This window comes from Paraburkholderia sp. Tr-20389, assembly GCF_017104565.1.
Classification (GTDB): Bacteria; Pseudomonadota; Gammaproteobacteria; order Burkholderiales; family Burkholderiaceae; genus Paraburkholderia.
The window spans coordinates 103,227-126,394 of the sequence record NZ_JAAGPD010000025.1 but is presented as its reverse complement, the minus strand read 5'-3'; the positions used below and the strand labels follow the sequence as shown (position 1 = coordinate 126,394).

The 23,168-nt window shown below is 62.1% G+C and carries 20 protein-coding genes; 11 read left to right on the top strand and 9 right to left on the bottom strand.

What is annotated here, in order from left to right; translation table 11 throughout:
- Window positions 1-653: 653 nt before the first annotated feature.
- The 5 genes from G3N95_RS22380 (at window position 654) to G3N95_RS22360 (ending at window position 5,452) form a co-directional block, all read left to right on the top strand.
- Window positions 654-1,808 (top strand): porin, encoded by a 1,155-nt coding sequence (locus G3N95_RS22380; protein ID WP_205972252.1) that lies wholly within the window; start codon window positions 654-656, stop codon window positions 1,806-1,808.
- Between the two features lie 271 nt (window positions 1,809-2,079).
- Window positions 2,080-2,502 carry a hypothetical protein gene (locus tag G3N95_RS22375; RefSeq protein WP_205972251.1) on the top strand — a complete coding sequence of 141 codons (423 nt, stop codon included), beginning with the start codon at window positions 2,080-2,082 and terminating at the stop codon, window positions 2,500-2,502.
- Window positions 2,503-2,717: 215 nt separating this feature from the next.
- Window positions 2,718-3,056, top strand: coding sequence for a sugar ABC transporter ATPase (locus tag G3N95_RS22370; RefSeq protein WP_205972250.1), 339 nt, complete (start codon window positions 2,718-2,720; stop codon window positions 3,054-3,056).
- A 130-nt stretch (window positions 3,057-3,186) separates the two neighbouring features.
- Window positions 3,187-3,696 (top strand): metal-dependent hydrolase, encoded by a 510-nt coding sequence (locus tag G3N95_RS22365; RefSeq protein WP_205972249.1) that lies wholly within the window; start codon window positions 3,187-3,189, stop codon window positions 3,694-3,696.
- A 163-nt stretch (window positions 3,697-3,859) separates the two neighbouring features.
- Complete coding sequence (locus tag G3N95_RS22360) at window positions 3,860-5,452, top strand: amino acid carrier protein (protein ID WP_205972248.1); 1,593 nt, start codon at window positions 3,860-3,862, stop codon at window positions 5,450-5,452.
- 13 nt (window positions 5,453-5,465) lie between these two features.
- On the opposite strand, the gene G3N95_RS22355 is transcribed toward G3N95_RS22360, so the two are convergent.
- Together G3N95_RS22355 and G3N95_RS22350 are read right to left on the bottom strand one after the other, a co-directional pair.
- Window positions 5,466-6,638 (bottom strand): FAD-binding oxidoreductase, encoded by a 1,173-nt coding sequence (locus G3N95_RS22355; RefSeq protein WP_205972247.1) that lies wholly within the window; start codon window positions 6,636-6,638, stop codon window positions 5,466-5,468.
- A gap of 125 nt (window positions 6,639-6,763) precedes the next feature.
- A complete protein-coding gene (locus G3N95_RS22350; protein ID WP_205972246.1) occupies window positions 6,764-8,263 on the bottom strand; it encodes an aldehyde dehydrogenase family protein in 1,500 nt (499 codons plus the stop codon).
- 333 nt (window positions 8,264-8,596) lie between these two features.
- Here G3N95_RS22350 and G3N95_RS22345 point away from each other — a divergent pair, with 333 nt between their 5' ends.
- The gene (locus G3N95_RS22345; protein WP_028368533.1) at window positions 8,597-9,226 is read left to right on the top strand and encodes an XRE family transcriptional regulator; all 630 of its coding nucleotides are present in this window, start codon (window positions 8,597-8,599) and stop codon (window positions 9,224-9,226) included.
- Window positions 9,227-9,263: 37 nt separating this feature from the next.
- On the opposite strand, the gene G3N95_RS22340 is transcribed toward G3N95_RS22345, so the two are convergent.
- On the bottom strand, window positions 9,264-10,391 hold the full coding sequence (locus tag G3N95_RS22340) for a VOC family protein (protein WP_205972245.1): 1,128 nt from the start codon (window positions 10,389-10,391) through the stop codon (window positions 9,264-9,266).
- Window positions 10,392-10,506: 115 nt separating this feature from the next.
- Window positions 10,507-11,616, bottom strand: coding sequence for a pca operon transcription factor PcaQ (gene pcaQ, locus G3N95_RS22335; protein ID WP_205972244.1), 1,110 nt, complete (start codon window positions 11,614-11,616; stop codon window positions 10,507-10,509).
- A 108-nt stretch (window positions 11,617-11,724) separates the two neighbouring features.
- On the opposite strand from pcaQ, the gene pcaH reads away from it, so the two are divergent.
- Both pcaH and pcaG read left to right on the top strand, forming a co-directional pair.
- Window positions 11,725-12,429, top strand: coding sequence for a protocatechuate 3,4-dioxygenase subunit beta (gene pcaH, locus G3N95_RS22330; RefSeq protein ID WP_205972243.1), 705 nt, complete (start codon window positions 11,725-11,727; stop codon window positions 12,427-12,429).
- A 2-nt stretch (window positions 12,430-12,431) separates the two neighbouring features.
- Window positions 12,432-13,022 (top strand): protocatechuate 3,4-dioxygenase subunit alpha, encoded by a 591-nt coding sequence (gene pcaG / locus G3N95_RS22325; RefSeq protein ID WP_205972242.1) that lies wholly within the window; start codon window positions 12,432-12,434, stop codon window positions 13,020-13,022.
- A 175-nt stretch (window positions 13,023-13,197) separates the two neighbouring features.
- Here the strand turns inward: pcaG and G3N95_RS22320 are convergent, their stop codons facing one another.
- From G3N95_RS22320 to G3N95_RS22305, 4 genes are all read right to left on the bottom strand, one after another.
- Window positions 13,198-13,983: a class II aldolase/adducin family protein gene (locus tag G3N95_RS22320; RefSeq protein WP_205972241.1), complete on the bottom strand. Its 786-nt coding sequence runs from the start codon at window positions 13,981-13,983 to the stop codon at window positions 13,198-13,200.
- An 81-nt stretch (window positions 13,984-14,064) separates the two neighbouring features.
- A complete protein-coding gene (locus G3N95_RS22315; RefSeq protein WP_205972240.1) occupies window positions 14,065-14,319 on the bottom strand; it encodes an H-NS family nucleoid-associated regulatory protein in 255 nt (84 codons plus the stop codon).
- Between the two features lie 335 nt (window positions 14,320-14,654).
- Window positions 14,655-16,307 (bottom strand): acyl-CoA synthetase, encoded by a 1,653-nt coding sequence (locus tag G3N95_RS22310; protein WP_205972239.1) that lies wholly within the window; start codon window positions 16,305-16,307, stop codon window positions 14,655-14,657.
- Between the two features lie 299 nt (window positions 16,308-16,606).
- On the bottom strand, window positions 16,607-16,915 hold the full coding sequence (locus G3N95_RS22305; RefSeq protein WP_041765167.1) for a hypothetical protein: 309 nt from the start codon (window positions 16,913-16,915) through the stop codon (window positions 16,607-16,609).
- 377 nt (window positions 16,916-17,292) lie between these two features.
- Here G3N95_RS22305 and G3N95_RS22300 point away from each other — a divergent pair, with 377 nt between their 5' ends.
- From G3N95_RS22300 to G3N95_RS22290, 3 genes are all read left to right on the top strand, one after another.
- Complete coding sequence (locus tag G3N95_RS22300; RefSeq protein WP_205972238.1) at window positions 17,293-18,189, top strand: DUF72 domain-containing protein; 897 nt, start codon at window positions 17,293-17,295, stop codon at window positions 18,187-18,189.
- 141 nt (window positions 18,190-18,330) lie between these two features.
- Window positions 18,331-19,794 carry a hypothetical protein gene (locus G3N95_RS22295; protein ID WP_205972237.1) on the top strand — a complete coding sequence of 488 codons (1,464 nt, stop codon included), beginning with the start codon at window positions 18,331-18,333 and terminating at the stop codon, window positions 19,792-19,794.
- Window positions 19,795-19,812: 18 nt separating this feature from the next.
- Window positions 19,813-20,619, top strand: a complete 807-nt coding sequence (locus tag G3N95_RS22290) for a hypothetical protein (RefSeq protein ID WP_205972236.1) — start codon at window positions 19,813-19,815, stop codon at window positions 20,617-20,619.
- 8 nt (window positions 20,620-20,627) lie between these two features.
- On the opposite strand, the gene G3N95_RS22285 is transcribed toward G3N95_RS22290, so the two are convergent.
- Complete coding sequence (locus tag G3N95_RS22285; protein ID WP_241018819.1) at window positions 20,628-23,027, bottom strand: transglycosylase domain-containing protein; 2,400 nt, start codon at window positions 23,025-23,027, stop codon at window positions 20,628-20,630.
- Between the last annotated feature and the right edge of the window lie 141 nt (window positions 23,028-23,168).

The following is a 23,168-nucleotide window of genomic DNA, read 5'->3' as shown; positions in this document are numbered from 1 at the left end:
GCCTGCGGCACGAAAACCTGCATTTTACCCGCGCGTGCCGCCTCGAATCCGCGCCGGCTGCCCGCCTATAACGAACGGACAAGGCAAGAGCATTTATCGTTCGAATAAGAAAAAGTTCAGGCGAATTTGATATCGATTTTCGAAACACTCTATTGCGACCAGTCGATAAAATAAATTGGCCGCATTTTAATAGGGCAAAAAAAAGCGGCCCGAAGGCCGCTGAAAACAGATGAAAAAGACAACCCTTGGTCAAAGGGGCAACACGAATTCTATTAGCACCATCCGGCTTCAGCGAGACCAAAGGATGGAACAGTACCTTTCCAAAAATCGCATGAATCAAGGCTTGCAAAAGCGCATGAAAACGGCTTTCAACGGGTTAACCCACCTGACTTTGGGCTGTCGTCGTCGCGCTGTTGCAACAATGTGACAATTGACAACGTCTCTCACGAACCTCGCCAGCCACAAAAAATCCTTTAAAAGCAAAATACTTAGCGACATTAATCGATCTATTCCGATTTCTGGAAAGCATTGTTGCGTCAGGCGAAAGTAAGCAGACGATTATCAGTAATACACTTCGCTCCGGATCGACGGCACGCATTGCAGGCGCGTGTTCCGTATTGCGATCTCCACGCAAAGTCTCGGAGTTATAAAGCATGAAAAAAACCCTTATCGTCGCGGGCATTCTCGGCGCATTCGCAGCATCGGCCAACGCGCAAAGCAGCGTGACCCTGTACGGCACGCTGGACGCCGGTCTCGTCTACACGAACAACCAGGCTGGCCACAGCAACTGGCAACAAGGCAGCGGCACGGTGTCGGACACGTACTTCGGCCTGCGCGGCAGCGAAGACCTGGGTAACGGCCTGCACGCGATCTTCACGTTGGAGAACGGCTTCAACCTGAACAACGGCAGCCTCAAGGAAAGCAACACGCTGTTCAACCGTCAGGCGTACGTCGGTCTGCAAAGCAACCAGTTCGGCACGCTGACCCTCGGCCGTCAATATGACTCGATGGTCGATTACCTCGCGCCGCTGTCGGCAACAGGTTCGGGCTACGGCAACAACCTGGCCGGCCACCCGTTCGACAACGACAACCTCGACAACTCGTTCTCGATCAAGAACGCGGTCAAGTACACGAGCGCAAACTACGCCGGCCTGCAATTCGGCGGCCTGTACGGCTTCTCGAACGAAGCAAACGGCTTCGCGGACAACCGGGCATGGAGCGCAGGCGCTTCGTACAAGAACGGTCCGTTGAACGTCGCTGCTGCTTACCTGCAACTGAACAACGCAGGCAGCAACAACACGGGCGGCGCGATCTCGTCGGGTTCGAACGGCGCGGCGCAACTGGCAGCACAGACGCAGCGCACGTACGGCGTCGGCGCGAACTACACGTACGGCCCCGCGACCGTCGGCCTGCTCTGGACGCATACGCAACTCGACAACCTGCAAAGCGCGAATGTCGGCGGCACGTTCATCAACGGCCTGTCGGGCACGAACCTGCACATGGACAACTACGAAATCAACGGTCGCTACGCGCTGACGCCGGCGCTGGCCCTGGCCGCTGCGTACACGTTCACGGACGGCAAGGTGTCGGGTTCGAACGGCGACGGCTCGCCGAAGTGGCACACGGTTTCGCTGCAAGGCGACTACTCGCTGAGCAAGCGCACGGACGTCTACCTGGAAGGCGTCTACCAGCACGCTTCGGGCGAACTCGGCAACTTCGGTGCGAACGTTGCATCGATCAACACGCTGACGCCGTCGTCGACGCAGAACCAGACGGCTGTCGCCGTTGGCCTGCGTCACCGCTTCTAAGCCTTCCTCCGCCTGACGACGGTCGGGCGAGGCGGTCCGGACCGCCCGTCTGATCCGTCCCGGCAACGCAAGGCAACACACAACGCGCGCGTGCATAAAGCACGCGCGCGTTTCTTTTTGCCCGAAGCAGATACTCCAACGCACACCGACACATTCGTTGACACTTTTATTTCGGTTTACTAATGATCTAACTCAATATGTCGTTAAATGCTCACACGCGCCGGACTTTTCTGACAGAACGGACGCGAATCACGACAACATCGGAGAGCATATGACGACAATTTTCAGACAGGCGGGGGCGCTCGCGCTGATGCTGGCCGCGGGTTCGACCGCGCACGCGGGGACCGAATGCACCGGCACGCATAGCGGCTTTCGCATGCAGACATCGGACAGCTGGACGGGCACGGACAAGCTCAAACACTTCGGCGTATCCGCACCGTTCGGCGCGCTAGGCGCGTACATCGCGCGCGACACGCAACATCCCATCCTCTATGGCACGCTGATCGGCACCGTGCCAGGCTTCGCGAAGGAAGTGATCGACGGCACCTGCAGCACGGACGGATTTTCATACAAGGATCTTGCGGCCGACGCGCTCGGCGCGCTGACAGGCGCGGCGCTGACGCACTGGGCAATCATGTATCACCGCGAGGCGCACGGCGCGACGGTCGGTCTCGCGTACCGGAACAGCTTCTAGCCGGCGCTGCGTGCCGCGATCCGCTTCGAATTAATTTCTAACACGATGCGCATGCATATCCGGCTCGCGTCTGTATACTTCGCCAGAACCGAATTTGCATTCGTTGACAGTTCATTCGACAGATGAGCGTCGCGGCGCAAGCGGTTTCGTCGCGAAGCCTTGCGCTTCGCTTGCGCTCACGTTCCACGCAGCACGCAGACGTCGACGAAACAACCATGAAACGACTCATACTTCTCGCCCCCATCGCCATTCTCGCCGCATGTGGTTCGTCGCGCGGCCCCGACACCAGCGCCTCCGGCGAACCGATGGTGTACGCATCGTCGGCGCGGCCCGCGTCCGAGATCGAGCGCTGCCTCGACAGCCGTTTGTCGCGCGTTCACGCGTCGAAGAACAACGGCGTGACCGATCTGACCATCGGCTCTTCATCGAACGGATCGTATTTCATTACGCTGACGCCTTCGGGCCGCGGTTCGGTGATCAAGGTCATGCGCGGCACGGGCGACGATCCGCCCGAAGAGGAAATGCGCTTTGCCATTGCGCGTTGTACGACCTGATGTGTAAGTCTTCGTAACCGCATCACCTGCAGTCATGGCCCGCGAATTTCGCGGGCTATTTTTTCGCCTGCGCTTCTGCGAAGATGGCCGCCCCGTGTTTCATCGCGCCGCTCGTCGACGCACCACTTCAATGGCATCGAGCAAGGCACATCACGCGACGGGCTGGGCGGCCGGCATCATCTCGGCGGCGCTGGCGACACGTTATGGATCGCACGGTCCATTGCACGTGTGGGCCTGGCTCGCGTTCGTGGCGGGCATCGCGGGCGCGACCGCGCCGGATTGGCTCGAAGTGGCGTGGTGGTCGCGCAGGAAGCGCCTGTGGATCACGCATCGCACGGCGACGCACTGGGGCATCGGCTGGCTCGCAGCGCTGTTCTTCTCATGGCACGCGATGGCGCATCATCCCGCGGCTGCCGTCGCTTTCGGCTTCGCCTGCGGCGGCGTGATGCATCTGCTGGCCGACTGGCCGAATCCGCTCGGCGTGCCTTGGCTTGTCGGGCGTCATTCGCTGAATCTGTGGAATAGCGGGCATTGCGATCTGATCGTCGTCGCCGCTTCGTGGGCAGGCGCGTGGTTCGTCGTCTCGCATGTGTGGATGCACAACATGGCGCCGATGTCCCTGCTGCGTCAGTTGCACTAGCCGCCTGTACTGTACGCAGCGCTTTCCTTGCTCGGTTTACACGTCGGTAGGACTGCCACATGTCCGTATAATGGCGGCCCACGACGGCAGCGTACATGACCCAAATCTATCGCGCCGTTCCGCTCATCACGAATTTAAACGCCTGCGATAGAGGAAAGCCCGCGTGGAGAATCTCTTCCGATCCGTGAATGCATTCTTCGCATTCATCGCCCCCATTTCGGATTTGCTATGGGACTTTCCGACTGGATTCGATGCGTATTCGCGGATCCCCGTGCTGGGTCACCTCCCGTTCGCGATCCTGTTGCTGGTCGGTGTCGGCATCTATTTCTCGATCCGCACGCGCTTCATCCAGACAATGAACATCGGCAGCATCGTGCGCATCATGATGCGGCGGCAGTCGTCGAATACGGGCGTCAGCGCGCTCGCGTCGTTCATGCTCGGACTCGCGATGCGCGCGGGCCCCGGCAACATCGTCGGGATCACAGGTGCGATTTCCGTCGGCGGCCCGGGCGCATTGTTCTGGATGTGGGTCGCCGCGTTCTTCGGCATGGCGACGGCCTTCATGGAGTCCGTCCTCGCGCAGCTCTTCAAGGAAAAGAACCACGACGAATTCGTCGGCGGGCTGCCGTTCTATGGGCGGCGCATCCTCGGCGGCTGGCGGATCGTCGGCACGTTCCTGTCGCTGGTGTTCATCGTGTATGCGCTGTTCAATGTGCCGCCGCAAACCTTCAACGTATTCACCGCGCTGGGCACGATCGCCGATACCGTGGCGGGCACGCACCTCGCGCGCCAGTCGAGCGTCTACTATCTGATCGCAGCGGGCCTCGTGGTCGCGTGCTCGTTCATCATCATGGGCGGCATCCGGCGCGTGACGGCTTATACCGACGTGCTCGTACCGATCAAGGCCGCGCTGTTCTGCCTGATGTCGCTGGTCATCATCCTGATCAATCTGCCGCTCATTCCGTACTTCTTCCATGAGGTGATCGTCGGCGCGTTCGCGCCGCATGCGCTGTTCGGCGGCGCAATCGGCACTGCCCTCGCGCAAGGCGTCAAACGCGGGCTGATGTCGAACGAGGCGGGGCAAGGCACGATCACGATGGCGGCGGCCATCGCCGACAACGACCATCCGTGCGAGCAGGGCTTCGTGCAAAGCCTCGGCGTGTTCTTCGACACGATGGTGATCTGCACGATGACGGGCTTCATCGTCGTGATGGCGCATGTGTGGACCGGCACGATCGACGGGCAGGCATGGGAATCCGTTCGCGCGTCGAAGATCACGGTCTACCTGGCTTCCGTCCAGACGCTCGTGCCCGCGTCCGTCGCGTACATCGTCAAGATCGTGATGCGCGTGTGCTACGCGCTGTTCGCGTTCACCACGCTGCTCGGCATGATTTCGTTCGCTGAGATCTCGGCAAACTTCATTTCGCGCAGCCGCGCTTTCATCACGGGCATTCGCGTGCTCGGCTCACTCGTGTTCGTGCCGTTCGGTGCGCTGACCGTGCTGGCCGGACTCGAATTACCAAACCTGTGGGCGCTCTCCGATCTGATGAACATCGTGATGGTGCTGCTCAATGTGCCGATCGTGCTGCTTGGGCAAGGCCTCGTATACAAGGCGCTCGCGCACTATCGGACCACGCGCGGCGCCGCCCCGTTCGTGTCGGAGCAAATCGGCGTGCGCACCGACTACTGGACGGCTGAGCAGCGCAACGACGTGCAGCGTGCCGTCGTTTCACAACCGGAGCGCGTCGAAAGCTGACGCGCGGCTTGCTTCACACGACGTTCTTCTCGACGATCGGCCGATTCTCCAGCACGCGCGCAAAGCCGAGCGATGAAAGATCGAGCGTCACGTAGCGCCCGTGCAAAATCAGTTCGCTGACGCCGCGTCCGGTTGCGGGTCCCTGTTGCAAACCGTGGCCGCTGAAGCCATTGGCGAAAATGCAATTGTCGACATCCGGGTGATAGCCAATGATCGCGTTCTGATCCAGCACGTTGTACTCGTAATAGCCGGACCAGCAATGCTCGACACGCAGCGCTTCGAACTGCGGCACGCGATGCGCGAGCGTCGGCCAGATCACGTCGTCGAATAGCGCGTGATCGACTTCGTCGAGAGGGAGATCGTCGGGATCATTCTCCGGCGAAGGCGACGTGCCGCAAATGAACGACGTGCCCTCAGGGCGGAAATACACGCCCGTCGGATCGATCAGCAGCGGACAAGCCCCGAGCTTCGCCGGCGAACTCACGTTGAAGATGCTACGGCGCCGCGCATACACGGGCAATTCGATACCCGCCATCGACGCCACCCGCCGCGCCCACGCGCCCGCCGCGTTCACGACGACATCGCACGCGAAAGTCTCGCCGCTCGCGGTCGCGACATGCGTGACGCGCCGCCCTTCGCGATGCAGCGCCGTCACATCGTCGGCCACATAGCGCGCGCCCAGCGCTTGCGCTTTCTTGCGCAACGCCTGCACCAGTCCATAGCCGTCGAACCAGCCTTCGCCCGTTTCTCCAAACGCGCCCGCGCTCAGATCATCGGTGTTGAGCCACGGGAAGCGCGCAGCCAATGCCGGGTTGTCGAGCAACGTGATGTCCGCGCCGAGCTGCTTTTGCAGCGCGTGATTCTCGCGCAGCGTCGCTTCGCCGGAAGGCGTCGCGAGGAACAGATAGCCGCCTTCGTGGAGATCGATGGAAGGCTTTGCGCCTTCGATCTGCAAACGCTCGCCGATCGTTCGCAAGAACTCGATGCCATACAGCGACATCTGGATCGACAACGGCGTGGAGAACTGCTGACGGATCGACGCCGCCGACAACGCCGACGACGAGCGCGCATATGTCGGATCGCGTTCAATCACCGTGACGCTGACGCTCGGGTCCGCCAGACGCAAGAAATACGCGATCGAACTGCCGATCACGCCTCCACCGACAACGACGACTTTCGAACTCACAGGCCACTCCAGACGAAGCGGGTCGGCGGACCGCACAGGTCCGCGACAGGTTGAAAAGCGATATTGAAACGAAGGCTACGCGCGGCGTCGCGGCACACAGTGGCGGAACGCGCCGCGCCGAACCATCAGCCGAGATTGAAGTCGATGCCCTGTGCGAGCGGCAACGCGGACGAATAGTTGACGGTATTCGTCGCGCGGCGCATGTACGCTTTCCACGCATCCGAGCCGGATTCGCGGCCGCCGCCCGTTTCCTTCTCGCCACCGAACGCGCCGCCGATTTCCGCGCCGCTCGGCCCGATGTTCACGTTCGCGATGCCGCAATCGCTGCCCGAGTCCGATGTGAAACGCTCGGCTTCGCGCAGGTCGGTCGTGAACACGCACGACGACAGGCCGTGATGCGCTGCGTTGTTCGCGGCGATGGCATCGTCGAAGTCCTTGTAGCGCAGCACATAGAGAATCGGCGCGAACGTCTCTTTCAGAACGACGGACGTTTGCGACGGCATTTCGACGAGCGCCGGGCGCACGTAATAGCCGTTCTCGTAGCCCTTCACTTCGACGCGTTCGCCGCCCGTCACCTTGCCGCCCTCGGCCGTTGCCTGTTGCAGCGCTTCCTGCATGCGCGCGAACGACTGCTTGTCGATCAGCGGTCCCATCAGGGTGCCCTTTTCGAGCGGATTGCCGATCGGCACCTTCGCATAGAGCTGCTTCAGGCGCTCGACGGTCTGCTCGTACACGCTTTCATGCACGAACAGACGGCGCAACGACGTGCAGCGCTGGCCCGCCGTACCGACCGCCGAAAACAGGATGCCGCGCAGCGCGAGTTCGCTGTCGGCCGTCTGCGTGACGATGCCCGCATTGTTGCCGCCGAGTTCGAGCAGCGAGCGGCCGAAGCGCTTCGCCACTTCGACGCCGACCGTGCGGCCCATTTCCGTGCTGCCCGTCGCGCTGACGATCGACGCGCGCGGGTCCGCAACGAGCTTCGCGCCGACATCGCGTCCGCCGTTGACGACAGCCGTCAGGCCAGCAGGGGCATCGCCGAATTCCGCCAGCGCTTCGTTGAGAATCTGGTTGACCGCGAGCGCCGTCAGCGGCGTCTTCTCCGACGGCTTCCACACCACGGCGTTGCCGCACACGAGCGCGAGCGCCGCATTCCACGACCACACGGCCGCTGGGAAATTGAACGCCGAAATCACGACGCAGGTGCCCATCGGATGCCACGATTCGGCCATCCGGTGGCCGGGTCGCTCCGAGGCGATGGTGAGGCCGTACAACTGGCGCGACAGACCGACCGCGAAATCGCAGATGTCGATCATTTCCTGCACTTCGCCAAGGCCTTCCTGCAGGATCTTGCCCGTCTCCAGCGTGATGATGCTGCCGAGCGCCTGCTTCTTCTCGCGCAGACGCTGGCCGAGCAGGCGCACGAGTTCGCCGCGGCGCGGCGCGGGCACGTTGCGCCATTGCTCGAATGCCTGTTTCGCGTTCGCCAGTACCGTGTCGACGTCCGACGCCGTCTGGCTGGCCACGCGGCCGATGAGTTCGCCCGTGATGGGCGAATGCACAGCGATGTCGCCCGCTTGCGCTGCGTCTGCAATGCCGAGGTCGGCAAGAATGCTCGATGCGTTCATCTTGATTCCCTTATTTCCGATACGAAACAAAAGTAAGTGCGGAAACTATACACGCCGCGATTTATGGCGACAAGCGGCGCCGCGACATGAATTTGCGCGATCCGGCAACGCTCGATAAACGCTTTTAAATGAGGGTTTTCCCGATTTTTCGCGGGAAATCTTCCCATCGCAATGCAGCATCGTGCACACTCTCCGGGTTCGTTTCAGATCGGAAAAAACCGGCTGAGATTGCGTCGGACACCGCCTGTGCGGCGGTCTGCGACGCACCGGATGTTATGATCGGAAACACTCGAAGCACTACGCCGGCCTCACGCCGCACAGTCATTCAAACGCATGGATACCTCGCTCACCAAGTCGCCCGAATCCTCAACGTCGGACCTCGGCCGGCGCGTGCGCGCCGCGCGGCTCGCCCACGATCTCACGCTCGAAACGGCCAGCCGTTTGTGCGGTGTGTCGCGCTCGACGCTGTCGAAAGTCGAAAACGGCCTGATGTCGCCGACCTTCGACGTGCTGCAAAAAATCGTCGTGGGCTTGAAGATCGATCTGGGCGAACTGTTCGGCTCAACGCCGAAGCTCAACGCGAGCGGCCGGCGCGCGCTCACGCGCAAGGACGCGGGCCAGCGTCACGCGTATCGCGGCTACCAGATGGAACTGCTGGCGACGGACCTCGCGCACAAGGCGATGCTGCCGTTCCGCATCCGCATCACGGCGCACACGCTCGACGCGTTCGACGACTGGGGCCGCCACGAAGGCGAGGAGTTTCTGTATGTGATCAGCGGCAGCGTGTGCCTGTATTCGGAGCTGTATGCGCCGACGCATCTGAACGCGGGCGACAGCCTCTACTTCGACAGCCGCACGGGGCATGCCGCCGTCTCGACGAGCGAAGAAGATGCGGAAGTCCTGTGGATGGCGACGAATGCCGATCTGCCGCATGCGGGCGGCGGGAATACATCGAAAAAATAAGCGTCGAAGAAAAAGGCCTGAATTCAGGCCTTTTTTACTATGCGGTCGAGCGCGCCTGCGCCAGCGCGCTGAGATTGCCCTCGCCGAAACCGTGATGGCCCTTGCGCTGCACGATCTCGAAGAAGATGTCCCCTTCGCGGCGCCTCACGAACGTCTGGAAGAACAGCAGCGGCACGCCGTCCGCGCCGATCTCGCCGTCGACGAGAATCCGGCCGCGCTTCAGGCGCTCGATATCGAGCCCATGTCCGGGCAAACGCGCGTCGATCTGCTCGTAGTACGCGGGCGGCGGCTCGACCAGTTCGATGCCATTGGCAAGCAGCTGATCGGTGCACGCGAAAATGTCGTCGGTGGCGAGCGCGATATGCTGCACGCCCTCGCCCGGATGATCGGGCAGATACTCGTGCATCAGGCTCGTGCGGCGCGTACCCTCTTCATACAGCGGAATGCGGATCGCGCCGCACGGCGACACCATCACGCGCGATTCCGCCGACACATGCCAGTTCGCGTGCAGTTCGTGAATCTCGCGGAAATTGAGCAGTTCGCGATAGAAGTCGATCCACTCCTGCATGCGGCCCGCGCCGACCGTTTGCGTGAGGTGATCGACGGCGACGAGACCCGTACCCGCGTGGCTCAGATCGGCTTGCGCGGTGCTGACTTCGATCGGACGAAAATCGATGTCGAAGATCGAAATGTCGCCGAGGCCGCCCTTCTGGCCGCCGCGCCCGCGCCAGCGGTCGATGAAATAGATGTGCGAATCGCCGATGCCCTGAATGGCGGGGATCATCAGTTCGCCCTTGCCGAGGCGCTCGCCTTCGAACGACCACGCGCCGAGTTCGGTAGCGCGGTCATAAGCGCGCTGCGCATCGGCGACGCGAATGCCGATCGCGCAGATGCCGACGCCATATTCTTCCGCGTAACGCTCGGCGAACGAATCCGGCTCGGCATTGAGCAGGAAATTCATGTCGGCCTGGCGGAACAGCGTCACGTCCTTGCTGATATGACGCGCGATCGGCTTGAAGCCGAGCTTCACGAACGTATCGGCGAGCGTCTGCGGGTGGCGCGCCGCGAATTCGACGAACTCGATGCCGGCCGTGCCGAGCGGATTGTGCTCCGGGTCCGCGACGGCCTTGAGCGCGTCGGTGGGGGTGGGCAGGTCGCTGGGCATGTGCATCTCCATGATCGTGCTATTTCAACTCGGCAGACAAACAGATCGGGCGCTGCGCACCGTGTTTTACACCGCGCGGCGCCCCTCGTGCAACCTCAATTTTGTACCATTCGGTTCAAAGATGCATTTTCCGGCGGGACGCGCCCGCAGCTTTGCCGGCTAACGGCTTGGCGCCTGTATCGTTTGCGCCGCTCGCATCGCGTGGCGTGTCTCTTGCGGCGTCACGCTTCGCGCGGCTCTTCGCCGTTTTCCCCTGCGCCCGCTGCCCTTCTTCGCCGCGCGCCTGCACGTGGCGCGCGAGGCGCTCACGCGCGACCTTGCGCACCGCATCGATCAGCGCGCGGCCGACGGGCGTAGGCTGCGTGTCCGAACGCAGGATCAGGCCGACGGGTTCCTCTGTGCCCGCGACGGGCAACGGCAAAGGAGTCAGCAAACCATGCGCCAGTTCGTATTCGATCGCACTGCGCGGCACGAACCACACCGCATCGTTTTCAAGCGCGAGCGCCCGACCGACCGACACCGACAGCACCTCGACGAACGACGACAACGGCGGCACGGCCCACGCGCGCAGCAGACTTTCCGCCGACTGCCGGATCAGCGTGCCATAGGGCGGCACGACAACGGGAAACTCGAGCAACTGCGTGGCCGGCGACGCCCCGCCCGACGCCAGCGGATGCCCGGTACGCACGACGGCGATCAGCGGCGCGCTATACAGTTGCTCGAACGTGAGACCGACCATCCGCTCGGGATCGGCCAGCCGGCCGACGGCGAATTCGATCGAGCCCGCTTTCAGGCGCTCCAGCAACTCGGTATTCGAACCCGTCTTGAGCCGCACGATCGCGTTGGGCCACTGCTCGCCGAAGAGCCGCATCGCGGGCGGCACGAGCGAGGTGGCGACGGTCGGCAGCACGCCGATATCGAGCGTCGCGGCCGCCTCGCCCTCCACCCGTGCGAGCAGGTCGACCCCCTGGCGCAGCGCGCTCACGCAGGCGCTCGCGTGCGGCATGAAGAGCTGTCCTTCGCGCGTCGGCACCGCGCCATGCCGGCCGCGCTCGAACAGGCGCACGCCGAGAATCTCTTCGAGTTCGGCGACCGTCTTCGAAACGGCAGGCTGCGTGATCGACAGGCTCTCCGCGGCCTTCTGCACGCCGCCGAACTGCGCGACGGCCAGAAAGCACTGGAGATGCCGGAATTTGACGCGGCTGTCCGCGAGGCTGCGTTGCATAACGGATCGTTATACGAGATACGAAAAAACGTCATTTTGCATAACTTCTTCGCTTCTATAAAGTCACGTCATCCACTACCCATAAACGAATCCCCAAGGAGACATCTGATGGACGATTCCATTCTGAGTCCGCGTGACTTCCCCTCCCATCCCGCCTACGTGCATGCGCCGTATGGATCGTCCGTCAAGCGCGGCCCGACGCGTCCGCTGATCCCGCTGAAAGAGCGCCTGCGCGACCAGCGTGTGCCCGTCTACGGCGCGGAAGATCTCGGCGCGCTCGACAACGACCTGACGCGCAATGCCGTGAAGAACGGCGAGCCGCTCGGCGAGCGCATCATCGTCACGGGCCGCGTGCTCGACGAAGGCGGCCGCCCGGTGCGCAACACGCTGGTGGAAGTGTGGCAGGCGAACGCCGCGGGCCGCTACGTGCACAAGAACGACCAGCACGACGCGCCGCTCGATCCTAACTTCCTCGGCGCAGGCCGCTGCCTGACCGACAACGACGGCCGCTACCGCTTCATGACGATCAAGCCCGGCGCGTATCCGTGGGGCAATCATCCGAACGCATGGCGCCCGAATCACATCCACTTCTCGCTGTTCGGCGACTATTTCGGCTCGCGTCTCGTCACGCAGATGTACTTCCCCGGCGATCCGCTGCTCCAGTACGACCCGATCTTCCAGGGCACCCCTGAAGGCGCACGTGACCGTCTGATTTCGCGCTTCACGCTCGACGTGACGGAAGAGAACTACGCGCTCGGCTACGAATTCGACATCGTGCTGCGCGGTCCGAACGAAACCCCGATGGAGCGCTAATCATGACGACGCTTAAGCAAACCCCTTCGCAAACGGTTGGACCGTACTTCGCGTATGGCCTGTGCCCCCAGCAATACAACTTCGATCTGAAGAGCCTGTTCTCGGGCGTTATCGCGGATCGTGAGGCAGCCGGCGAGCACATCACCGTGCTCGGCCAGGTGTTCGACGGCGACGGCGCCGTGATCGGCGACGCGATGATCGAAGTGCAGCAGGTGGACAGCGAAGGCCGCTATCCGGCGTCGCGCGAAGAAGTGGCGAAGACGGGCTTTCGCGGCTTTGCACGCTTCGGCACGGGCACGGACCCGCAGAAACGCTTCATCATCGAAACGGTGAAGCCGGGCCGTGCATCGCCCGACGAAGCGCCTCACCTGAACGTGATCGTGACGATGCGCGGCATGCTGCTGCACACCTTCACGCGCGTCTACTTCGACGACGAAGCCGCCGCGAACGAGAAGGACCCCGTGCTCGCGAGCGTGCCCGCCGAGCGCCGCGCCACGCTGGTCGCCAGGCGCGAATCGAGTGCCGGCAACGCCGTCTATCGTTTCGACATTCACATGCAAGGCCCGAACGAAACGGTGTTCTTCGACCTGTGATGTGTCGCACGGCGATGAACTTCGCATGCATTGATGCAAAGTTCATCGTCGGTTCACAAATGCGCGTTAGGATGCGGTGCGCGAGTCAAATCGCGCAACGAAACTCCGAGCAGTATTTGGATGCCCGCTTCGAGCGGGCTTTTTTTCGTCCCGGCTTTTGCGCACCGCGTTCGGATCAACTGCGGTAATCGGAAGCGGAATCGTCGATCAGACGCAAAGCCGATTCCCATGCGAGTTCCGCGATGCCTTCTTCGTCGTCGCGTGCGAACTGGCTCGCAGTCAGCTTGCGTACATGCTCGGGCGGCAGCGTCAACTCCGCATTGCCTGCGAGTGCATCGACCTGGATCTGGCATGCGCGCTCGAGAAAGTAGATTTCCTGAAACGCAGTTGCCGCCGACTTGCCGCCTGCCAGCAGCCCGTGATTGCGCAGAATCATCGCGTTGTGTCCGCCCAGATCGGCCACGAGCCGTTCACGTTCGCCGAGATCGAGCGCAATGCCTTCGTAGTCGTGATACGCGAGCGCGCCGTAAAACTTCAGCGCGTGCTGGCTGATGGGCAGCAAACCCTGCTTTTGCGCCGACACGGCCGAACCCGCCGACGTATGAGTGTGAATCACGAAGCGCATGTCGGGCCGCGCCATATGCACAGCCGAATGAATCGTGAAGCCCGCTGCATTCACGCGGAAACGCTTCGGATCGGCGGCGACCTTGTCCGCTGCTTCGACGACGCGCCCGTCACGATCGATCTTCACCAGATCCGACGCGCGCATCTCGTGAAAGAGCACGCCGTAGCGGTTAATCAGAAAGTGATGATCGGGACCGGCCATGCGCGCGGTGATGTGAGTGTCGATCAGGTCCGTCATGCGGAAATGGGCGACGAGCCGATACAGTGCGGCCAGCTCGCAGCGCGTCGTCCATTCTTCACTGCTGTAGCCGGCATGTTGCGTAGTCGTATCGGACATGACGGTGTCTCCGTGAATACAGTCGCGGTGTCGGAACGGAAAGCGGAAACGGTTCAAATCGAGCACCCGCCAAGGCGGCGCTCAGACGCGGAAATGCTCGATATCCTGACCGGCGTTGATCGCGCGCGTAAGCCAGTCCGGGCGGTCGCCCGTGCCGTCCCATTCGTGCCCGAATGCGTCGCGGTATTTCGGCACGGCAGCGTCGGCGATCAGCGCCGCTTCGAGCGCTTCGGCCGTAATGCCGAACTCCTCCATACGGCGACGGATCCACAGGATCAGCCGCTCACGCGCTTGACCGTCGAGGTCGAGCGTCCGATGTTCCTCTCGCTCTTTCATAACGTGCCGATAACGTTTCGAATGACGCTGCCCAATAAGCACGCGCTAAATAGATTAAAGGCTTCGCAGTTGCAGCGAAGCCTAAATACGCATCCACCCATTTCTGCCGACAGAAGATGTCGGCGCTATTCGACGGATTGAATGGCGGCGAAAACCCGCATAGTGCGTACCTGAATTTCGCCATCGACCTTGAGAACCAAGGTCGCTTCCCTGATTCCTTTGATTCTAGCATCCCTTTGCGCGTTCGCGCGCCGCAGGCCTGCTTCGCTATGTGCGGAAAGCGGCATGGGCTCTACGTTTGCGCGAATCGTGCGGCAGCGCGCACCATAAGCATGCTACGTTTTTCCCGGCTCCTGATCGATCGCACTGGACGACTTCACGCGCGCACGCAATTCGAATTTCTGGATCTTACCGGTCGAAGTTTTCGGTAATTCGCCAAAGAATACTGCTTTAGGCAATTTGAATCCGGCGAGCAATTGGCGGCAATGCGCGATGATTTCTTCGGCGTTCGCGTCCATGCCCTCTTTCAGTTCGACGAATGCGCATGGCACTTCGCCCCATTTCGCGTCGGGCATCGCGACGACGGCCGCCACCGACACTGCCGGATGCCGGTACAACGCGTCTTCGATCTCGATGCTCGAAATGTTCTCGCCTCCCGAAATGATGATGTCCTTGCTGCGGTCCTTGATGCGCACATAACCGTCTTCGGTAATCACGCCGAGATCGCCCGTATGGAACCAGCCGCCGCAGAACGCGGCCTCCGTTGCGCGCTCGTTCTTCAGATAGCCCTTCATGCAGATATTGCCGCGGAACATCAGTTCGCCGATCGTTTCACCGTCGCGCGGCACGGGTTCGAGCGTATCGGGATCGCGCACGTCGATGGCCGTCTGCAGGTGATAGCGCACGCCTTGACGCGCATTGAGCCGCGCCCGCTCGTCGTCGTCGAGCGCGTCCCATGCGTCCTGCTTCGCGCACACCGAGGCGGGCCCATACACTTCCGTCAATCCGTACACGTGCGTGAGATCGAAGCCGATCGACTTCATGCGGGCAATCACGGCAGGCGATGGCGCCGCGCCCGCGACCATCGTCGACACGCGATGCGCGATGCCTTCGCGCCATTCGGCCGGCGCATTCGCGAGCGCGCTCTGCACGATGGGTGCGCCGCAATAGTGCGTGATGCGCTCGCGGCGAATCAGCTCGAATACGAGCTTCGGATCGAACTTGCGCAGACACACGTTGACGCCCGCGCGCGCCGCGACGGTCCACGGAAAACACCAGCCGTTGCAGTGAAAGAGCGGCAGCGTCCACAAATACACCGCATGCTTCGGCATGTCCCATTCGAGGATATTGCTGACCGCGTTCAGATACGCGCCGCGATGATGATAGACGACGCCCTTGGGCTCGCCCGTCGTGCCCGACGTGTAGTTGAGCGCGATGGCATCCCACTCGTCGGCAGGCGGCGTCCACGCGAACCGCGGATCGCCCTCTTGCAGGAATGCTTCGTAGTCGGTCGCGTTCGGAAAATGGCGCGCGTCGGCGGGCAATGCGTCGCTGACGCTGACGATGCGCAGTTGCGGAAATTCTCGCGCGGCACGCAACGCCAGTTCGCCGTACTCGGTATCGACGATCAACGCCTTCGCCTCGCCATGACGCAGCATGTAGAGAATCGATGCGATATCGAGCCGCGTGTTCAGCGTATTGAGCACGGCGCCCGCCATCGGCACGCCGAAATGCGCTTCGATCATCGGCGGAATGTTGGGCAGCAGCGCCGCGACGGTATCGCCGCGTTCGATGCCGGCGCGTTGCAGCGCGCTCGCCAGGCGCCGCGTGCGCTCGTACGTTTCGCGCCACGTGCGGCGAATCTCGCCATGCACGACGGCGAGCCGGTCGCCATACACTTCTGCGGCGCGCGCGATGAAGTCGATCGGCGTCAGCGGAACATGGTTGGCCTCGCGACGTGCGAGTCCCGCATCGTACATATGCGTCATGGCAGTGTCTCCCGTCTCATGCGCGATGGTGGAGGCAGAGTGGTTTTCTTTGGCGAACCGCTTGGCCGCTATTTTTACGTACCAATGCGCACGTTGCCCCGCGCGCAATAGCAGCGGCTATTATCGACCGTTGCAAAAAAATGCAACGCCGCAATGCAAAATTGACGCGGACATGACGCGTGAACACGCGCAGGCGTTTTGTGCAAAGCCGCAACGCGCGATGCCGAACGCGTGCATCGCGAGCCTCGCGCTAACGGGAATTGGGCCAATGCCCTTAGGACATCACGCGCCTGAAGCAGTCAGACGCGCGGCAGATCGTCGATGAATTTTTCGACGTGGCCGTCAGGCACGTCGGTATCGATTCCGTCGTGGCCATCGGCATGGGCGACCGTCTTGATCTTGGGTCCCAGCAGTTGCATGCCGCCCAGCGTGAAGAGCGACCACACGGCATTGCCCGCATGAATTGCCGTCACGACGTCCGCTACTTCGACGATTTCGTGAGGCGAAAGCCATTCATTCGTTTTTGGATTGACGAGAGCCCAACGGACGTGGGTGACGCGGTCAGTCATAGGGTTAATGCGTACGGCATCGATAGCATAGGTCGCCATTTCCACCTCCATCGTCGTCACCCAGGCATCGTAGCACTTTAAATCTGGTTAGACGAAGCTGACGCGTTCAGCGCACGCATCCTGGCAGACAGACGCGGAACGCGGCCCGAGGGCCGCACATCGACGGATCCATTCGAAAACCAGCGCTCCGCTGCATGGCGATTGCCCGGATGTACTCTGCGGCGCCGACCGCCGCGTGACAACCCGCATGCGAGGAATAACTGCATCTTCGAATGGCTTCCACTTTCTATAACGGTCGTGCGCAAAAGTTCTTGAACTCGGGTTTGCACCAATGCGGCGCGTGCCCGCGTGGAGATGCGTCTGGCGCACATGCAGTACGATGGCCGCACTCGCACTGACTCGCACGGAACACAGCCATGTCGATCGAAGTCGGGACAGCATCGTGGACGGACGCCACGCTCATCAAATCCGGCCGCTTTTATCCGAAGGGTTGCACGAGCGCGGAAGCGCGCCTGCGCTTCTATGCGAGTCAGTTTCCGATGGTCGAGGTGGACGCGTCGTACTACGCGATGCCCACGGCCGCCACCAGCGCGCTATGGGCCGAGCGCACGCCGCAGCACTTCACGTTCAACGTCAAGGCATTCCGGCTTTTCACGGGGCATCAGACGGAACGCAAGTTCTTCCCGCCGGACATCCAGCCTTTGCTTCCGCAGAACGACAAAAAGAATCTGTACTACCGCGACGTGCCGCCCGATATCGTCGACGAAATGTGGCGGCGCTTCTTCGAGGCGCTCGAACCGCTGCGCGCAGCGGGCAAGCTCGGCGCCGTGCTGTTCCAGTTCGCGCCGTGGATCTCCACTGCGCCGCGCGACAAGACGCACGTGCAGCACTGCGCGGACCGTATGACGCCGTATCTGACGGCCTTCGAATTCCGCAACGCCAGCTGGCTGGACGACCGGCATCGTGAAGCGACGCTCGCGTTCGAACGCGAGCACGGCCTCGTGCATGTGGTGATGGACGCGCCGGATGTGACGAACCGCGCGCATACCGTATGGGAGGCGACGTCGGCTGAACTGGTGATCGTGCGCATGCATGGGCGCAATGCGGAGACATGGAGCGGCAGCACGACGGCAGCGGGCCGCTTCAACTACGACTATACGGACCGCGAACTGGAAGAGATCGCCGTGCCCGTGCATGAGATCGCGAAACGCGCGGGCCGCACACATGTGGTCTTCAACAATTGCTTTGAAGACGCCGCGCAACGCAATGCCCATTCGATGATCCGCATCCTTCAACAGGAGCGTTTTGCATAAGCACGTGCGGCCCGCACAAAGCGTTTTCAGGTTGCAATTCAGTTTGCATCGACTAGCCTCGTCTTATTCGAATCATACAAACAGCTTTCATAAGACGATAATGACGATGACGCTCGCTAACACCAACGCCAGGGTGCGCCGATGCTATTGACGGCTTATGTGCAAGCCAGCGAGCCCGGCTTGCTGCAGCTATGGGTCGGCCTGTTCGGTGTTCCTGTGCCGCCCGTGCCGCAGGTTTCCATCGACCGGCAAGCGGTTGCGCCTCTCGACCCGCCGCAGTTCTTTCCGATCCGTGATTTCAGCATCGACGACGCGGGCCAGCCCATCAATCACCAGTGCGTGATGCGCTTCGCGGTGCCGGACGAATCGCGGCCGCGTCAGATCCGTATCGATGCCGGCGGCGAGCAGTTCGAATTCGCGAGCACGTCCTTGCCGAAGGAAGTGCCGACGCTGATGGACGGCAGCTTCAACATCCTGCTGTCGTCGTGTTATTCGCAGCCGGAAGACATCGACGGACTGCTCGGCACGATCGTCTCGCAGATCAAGGTGCAACCGCATCTGACCGTGCTCGCGGGCGACCAGGTGTATCTCGACCTGCCCCTCACACAGCGTGTGCCCGATCAGAACCCGGATCGTGCGCGGCTGCTCGCCAACAAGTACTACCTCAACTGGCTCTCTGGTGCGTTGCGTGTGCCGGGGTTGCAATCGGTATTGGAGCGCGCGCCCGTTGTGTGCATTCCCGACGATCACGAGTTCTGGAACAACTACCCGTTCGCGCAGAAGCAGTTGCCCGATACATGGACGGATGCGTCGCGCCAGCTGCTCGGCGACACCGCACGCGCGCTCTATGAGGACTATCAGATCGGCGGCGCACCGGGCGGCGCGGGCGGCGCGATCCGGCTCGACGTCGAACCGTTGAAGATGCTGTTCGTCGATATGCGCTGCGATCGCGACAGCACGTTCGGCTCGTTGATGGGCCCTAAAGCCGTGGCCGCGATGCAGAAATGGGAAAAAGATCTCATCGATGCGCACGCAGCAGGCCAACCCGCAGTCGGCCTGCTCGCGTCAGGGCAGGCGCTCTTCATCGAACCGCCCGAGAGCAACTGGCGCAAGAAGACCTTCGACGCGGAAATGCCGAACTACGCGCAGTTCGACGTCCTGCAAGCGACCATCGGTCGGCTCGCGGACAACGGCATCCCCATCGCCTACATCACGGGCGACGTGCACTGGGGACGCGTCGCATCCGGTCACGACCTGCAGACGGACACGACGCTCTACGAAGTGATCGCCTCGCCATCGCGCCTGATTCGCACGCCGTTTCTCGACACCGCAAAAGAAGCGGCCAATTCGGTCAAAGGTATCTTCGGCGGCGGCGGCGCATGGCCGCGTCACGCCGACCCCGAAGATGTGCCCGATCGCTTCGGACTGAACCATCGCTTTGCGCTGAAGCCGGAGTTCGGCCGACGCGGCGATCAGGTCGCGATCCTGTCGTTCACGCGTGTGGGCAGCGGCGTCGACATGCAGGTCATGTACTACGGCATTTCCAGCGATAAAGCGCTTTCCCAATCGGTATCCACGACGCGCTTCGAACTGCGCGCACGCTAACTACAACGAGGCAAAAGCATGCTGAAGATCGTCCGATCGACCACCACGCAATCGAATCCGCAGTTCACGCAGTTCGACCGCAAGGACGGCGAGAGCAATACCGCCTGGGGCGAACGCGCCGTGCGAGATATGCAGGCGGGCGGACCCGACGAATGGACTTACGTCGTGCTGCTGGGCGGCAGCGATACGCTCGCGTTTCGCGTGCGCATTGCGCAATCGCATCTGCGGCACGACATGCTGCCGTCGTTCTGGTCCGAATCGATACTCGTGCGTCTCGGCGGTGCCACGCTCAAGAACGCCGAAGCGCTGCACGTGCCGCTGCATCAGCCGGAAGGGCCCGCGTTTGCGGCACGCGTGAATGGCGTGGTCGCGCGGCCTTTGACGGACTTCGACGACACGACGCGCTTTCCGAATATCGCCGTCATCGCATTACCCGTTGCGCAAGATAAGGTAGTCGACAAGGTGGCCAGCTTCGAACAGTCACGCGCGACGCTCGACGCGCTCGAGCATGTATTGCGCTGGCTCGCCTATGCATGGGGTGCAGCGCGCACGCCCAATCCGTTGCACGACAACTACGGCTTGCCGTCGACGTGCATGATCGAAACCGTTTGCGCTGCTGCGAATTTCGACCTGACGCCGGGGCTCGAATCGAGAGCGTCATGTCCCGAAGCGATATGGGCCGCGGCGAACTACTGGCACGAGTACTTCGAGAAGTTCAATGGGCGCGAACCGATAGGACGTTTTTTCGCGCCGCACACGTATCCGATCGTCGAACCGTCCGCGCCCACTTCTCCTTTGCAGCCGAAACGTAAATCGAAGAAATGAGCGACGGCTCAAGGCTGTGATGCGGGTGTGCTGGCGGGACTTGCGGCAGGTGCGGATGCAAACACAGGCGCTTGCACTTCGCTGTTCGCAGCACCAGGCGCGCTCGCTTCGCCAGGCGACGGCAGAATAGGCGGCTGCGATGCGGCAGGCGAAACGATCTGCGGCGGCTCGATATCGGTCGGCGCGGACGCCTCCACAACGGGCGACGCATTCTGCACGACAGGCGCAGCAGGCGTGGGAGCGGGACGAGGCTTCGCGCGCATTGCCGGCACGGGCGTCTCCGGCTTGTTCGACGACGTGAACAGATACTGCATCCATGCCCGCAGCTTCATCCGCAGCGTATCGAACATGCCGGGGGGCGGGCCTTCCGCGAACTTCACGCGCGGGTCGATCAGGCGAGAGCGCAGCGAACGCTGGAAGAAATCGCCGACGATCGGCAGCGCGCTATGCGCGCCTTGCCCCCAGTAGTCGCTGCGCAACGTCACGCGGCTGTCGTTGAAGCCGATCCACGCGCCCGCGACGAGCTGCGGATGCATCAGGATGAACCAGCCGTCCGCATTGTCCTGCGTCGTGCCCGTCTTGCCGGCGACATCGGCGCGTATGCCGAAACGCGTGCGAATGGCCGAGCCCGTTCCCTTGTTGACGACCGAGCGCATCACGTCGAGCAAAGTCTGTGCGCTCGCAATGGGCATCACGCGATCGGCGCGCGCCGGCTGAAACTCGGCGAGCACTTCGCCCTTGCGGTCTTCGATCCGCGTGACGAGCATCGGCGCGATGTACGCGCCTTCGTTGGCGATCGTGCCGTACGACGACACCATTTCCTTCAGCGTCACAGGGCTCGTCCCCAGCGCCAGCGAAGGCACTGCGTCGAGCTGGCTTTCGCGTACGCCCATCGCGCGCGCGAGCCGCGCGACCTTCGCGGGACCAACCGACTCCATTAGTTGTGCCGTGATGCGGTTGCGCGAATACGCAAGGCCGTCGCGCAACGTGATCGGACGGCCGCTGGGTGCATCTTCGTCGCTGGGCCGCCAGATTTCCCCGCCTGCCAGCGGGATTTCGACGGCCTGATCGGGGAACGTGTCGTCGGGTTTCGCGCCTTGCTCGAATGCCGCGCCATAGACGAACGGCTTGAACGTCGAGCCCGGCTGGCGGCGCGCCTGCGATACGTGATCGTACGGGTCCTGCGTGAAATCGCGGCTGCCCACCCACGCCTTGATCGCGCCATCGCGCGGGTCCATCGCGACGAACGCAGCCTGCACGCGTGTCTTGCTCTCGCACAGCGACTTCATGAACGCGCGGTCGGATGACAGATGCTTGAGCGCCTCTTCATCGCTCATGCCCGAGTCTTTCGCGCTATGGTATTCGGGCGTCTCGCGAATGAACGCGTCGAACACATCCTTATGGCCCGAGCACGCGCTGCGCGCATTCCACGCCGCATTCGCGATCGACTGCAACTGATTGCCCTGGAACGTGAGCGCCTGCGTCGCCATCGTTTGCAGACGCGCGTCGATCGTCGTGCGCACGACAAGTCCGTCGGAGTAAATGTTGTAGTCGTGCGCGTCAGCCCATGCGATCAGCCACTTCTTCAATTGCTGCGCGAAATGCGGCGCAGGACCGGGCGGCTCGGTTTGCCGCTCGAAGTCGACGCGCAGCGCTTTGCCCTTTAGCGAATTGAATTGCGCCTGCGTCAGACGTCCGTATTTCACCATCTGCCCGAGCACGATATTGCGGCGGTCCAGCGCGCGCTCGGGATTGATCACCGGGTTGTAATAGCTGTTGCCCTTCAACATGCCGATCAATGTCGCGCTTTCGAGCACGGTGAGGTCGTCGGCGGACTTGTCGAAATAGGTGCGCGCCGCCATTTCGATGCCGTACGCGTTGTAGAGAAACGGCACCGTATTCAGATACGTTTCGAGAATCTCGCTCTTCGTATAGATCGCTTCGATCTTGAACGCCGTGATCGCTTCCTTGATCTTGCGCGTGAGCGTCGGCGCGCGGCCGATGTCGTCGGGATACAGATTGCGCGCGAGCTGCTGCGTGATCGTCGATCCGCCCTGACGGTCGCCCGAGAACGTATGCAGCGCAGCGCCTGCGGTGCGCTTGAAGTCGATGCCGTGGTGCTCGTAGAAGCGGTGATCTTCCGTGGTGATCAAGGCGTCGACGACGTGCGGTGAGATGTCGGAGAGCTTCATCCACACGCGGTTGGTCGGCTTGAACTCGGCAAGCAGCTTGCCGTCCGCCGAATAGATCTGCGCGGGCTGCTCGACCTTCGCCTTGCGAATGTCCCCGATGCCCGGCGTGAACGGAATCAGGACCAGCACATAAAGCACGATGAGTGCGGGAACGGCGGCGACCGACAACGCGACGCCACGCCAAGTCGGATGGCGCAAACGTTGCAATGCGCTCATCACGAGCGGCTTCGCATGGGCCCATGCCCTCGCGGATACTTTCCGGAAAAACGACAGTACTGACTGTCTCACGCTAGCGCACCATCGGCAGAAAAGGCTGCATCCTACCAAAACAGCGTGCACGTACAGGCGTTTTGCAAG

Bases quoted from the DNA above. Each gene is read 5' to 3' on its own strand.
- G3N95_RS22380 (WP_205972252.1), top strand. From the start codon at position 654: ATGAAAAAAACCCTTATCGTCGCGGGCATTCTCGGCGCATTCGCAGCA.
- G3N95_RS22375 (WP_205972251.1), top strand. From the start codon at position 2,080: ATGACGACAATTTTCAGACAGGCGGGGGCGCTCGCGCTGATGCTGGCC.
- G3N95_RS22370 (WP_205972250.1), top strand. From the start codon at position 2,718: ATGAAACGACTCATACTTCTCGCCCCCATCGCCATTCTCGCCGCATGT.
- G3N95_RS22365 (WP_205972249.1), top strand. From the start codon at position 3,187: ATGGCATCGAGCAAGGCACATCACGCGACGGGCTGGGCGGCCGGCATC.
- G3N95_RS22350 (WP_205972246.1), bottom strand. From the start codon at position 8,263: ATGAACGCATCGAGCATTCTTGCCGACCTCGGCATTGCAGACGCAGCG.
- G3N95_RS22345 (WP_028368533.1), top strand. From the start codon at position 8,597: ATGGATACCTCGCTCACCAAGTCGCCCGAATCCTCAACGTCGGACCTC.
- G3N95_RS22340 (WP_205972245.1), bottom strand. From the start codon at position 10,391: ATGCCCAGCGACCTGCCCACCCCCACCGACGCGCTCAAGGCCGTCGCG.
- pcaQ (WP_205972244.1), bottom strand. From the start codon at position 11,616: ATGCAACGCAGCCTCGCGGACAGCCGCGTCAAATTCCGGCATCTCCAG.
- pcaH (WP_205972243.1), top strand. From the start codon at position 11,725: ATGGACGATTCCATTCTGAGTCCGCGTGACTTCCCCTCCCATCCCGCC.
- pcaG (WP_205972242.1), top strand. From the start codon at position 12,432: ATGACGACGCTTAAGCAAACCCCTTCGCAAACGGTTGGACCGTACTTC.
- G3N95_RS22320 (WP_205972241.1), bottom strand. From the start codon at position 13,983: ATGTCCGATACGACTACGCAACATGCCGGCTACAGCAGTGAAGAATGG.
- G3N95_RS22315 (WP_205972240.1), bottom strand. From the start codon at position 14,319: ATGAAAGAGCGAGAGGAACATCGGACGCTCGACCTCGACGGTCAAGCG.
- G3N95_RS22310 (WP_205972239.1), bottom strand. From the start codon at position 16,307: ATGACGCATATGTACGATGCGGGACTCGCACGTCGCGAGGCCAACCAT.
- G3N95_RS22305 (WP_041765167.1), bottom strand. From the start codon at position 16,915: ATGGCGACCTATGCTATCGATGCCGTACGCATTAACCCTATGACTGAC.
- G3N95_RS22300 (WP_205972238.1), top strand. From the start codon at position 17,293: ATGTCGATCGAAGTCGGGACAGCATCGTGGACGGACGCCACGCTCATC.
- G3N95_RS22295 (WP_205972237.1), top strand. From the start codon at position 18,331: ATGCTATTGACGGCTTATGTGCAAGCCAGCGAGCCCGGCTTGCTGCAG.
- G3N95_RS22290 (WP_205972236.1), top strand. From the start codon at position 19,813: ATGCTGAAGATCGTCCGATCGACCACCACGCAATCGAATCCGCAGTTC.
- G3N95_RS22285 (WP_241018819.1), bottom strand. From the start codon at position 23,027: ATGAGCGCATTGCAACGTTTGCGCCATCCGACTTGGCGTGGCGTCGCG.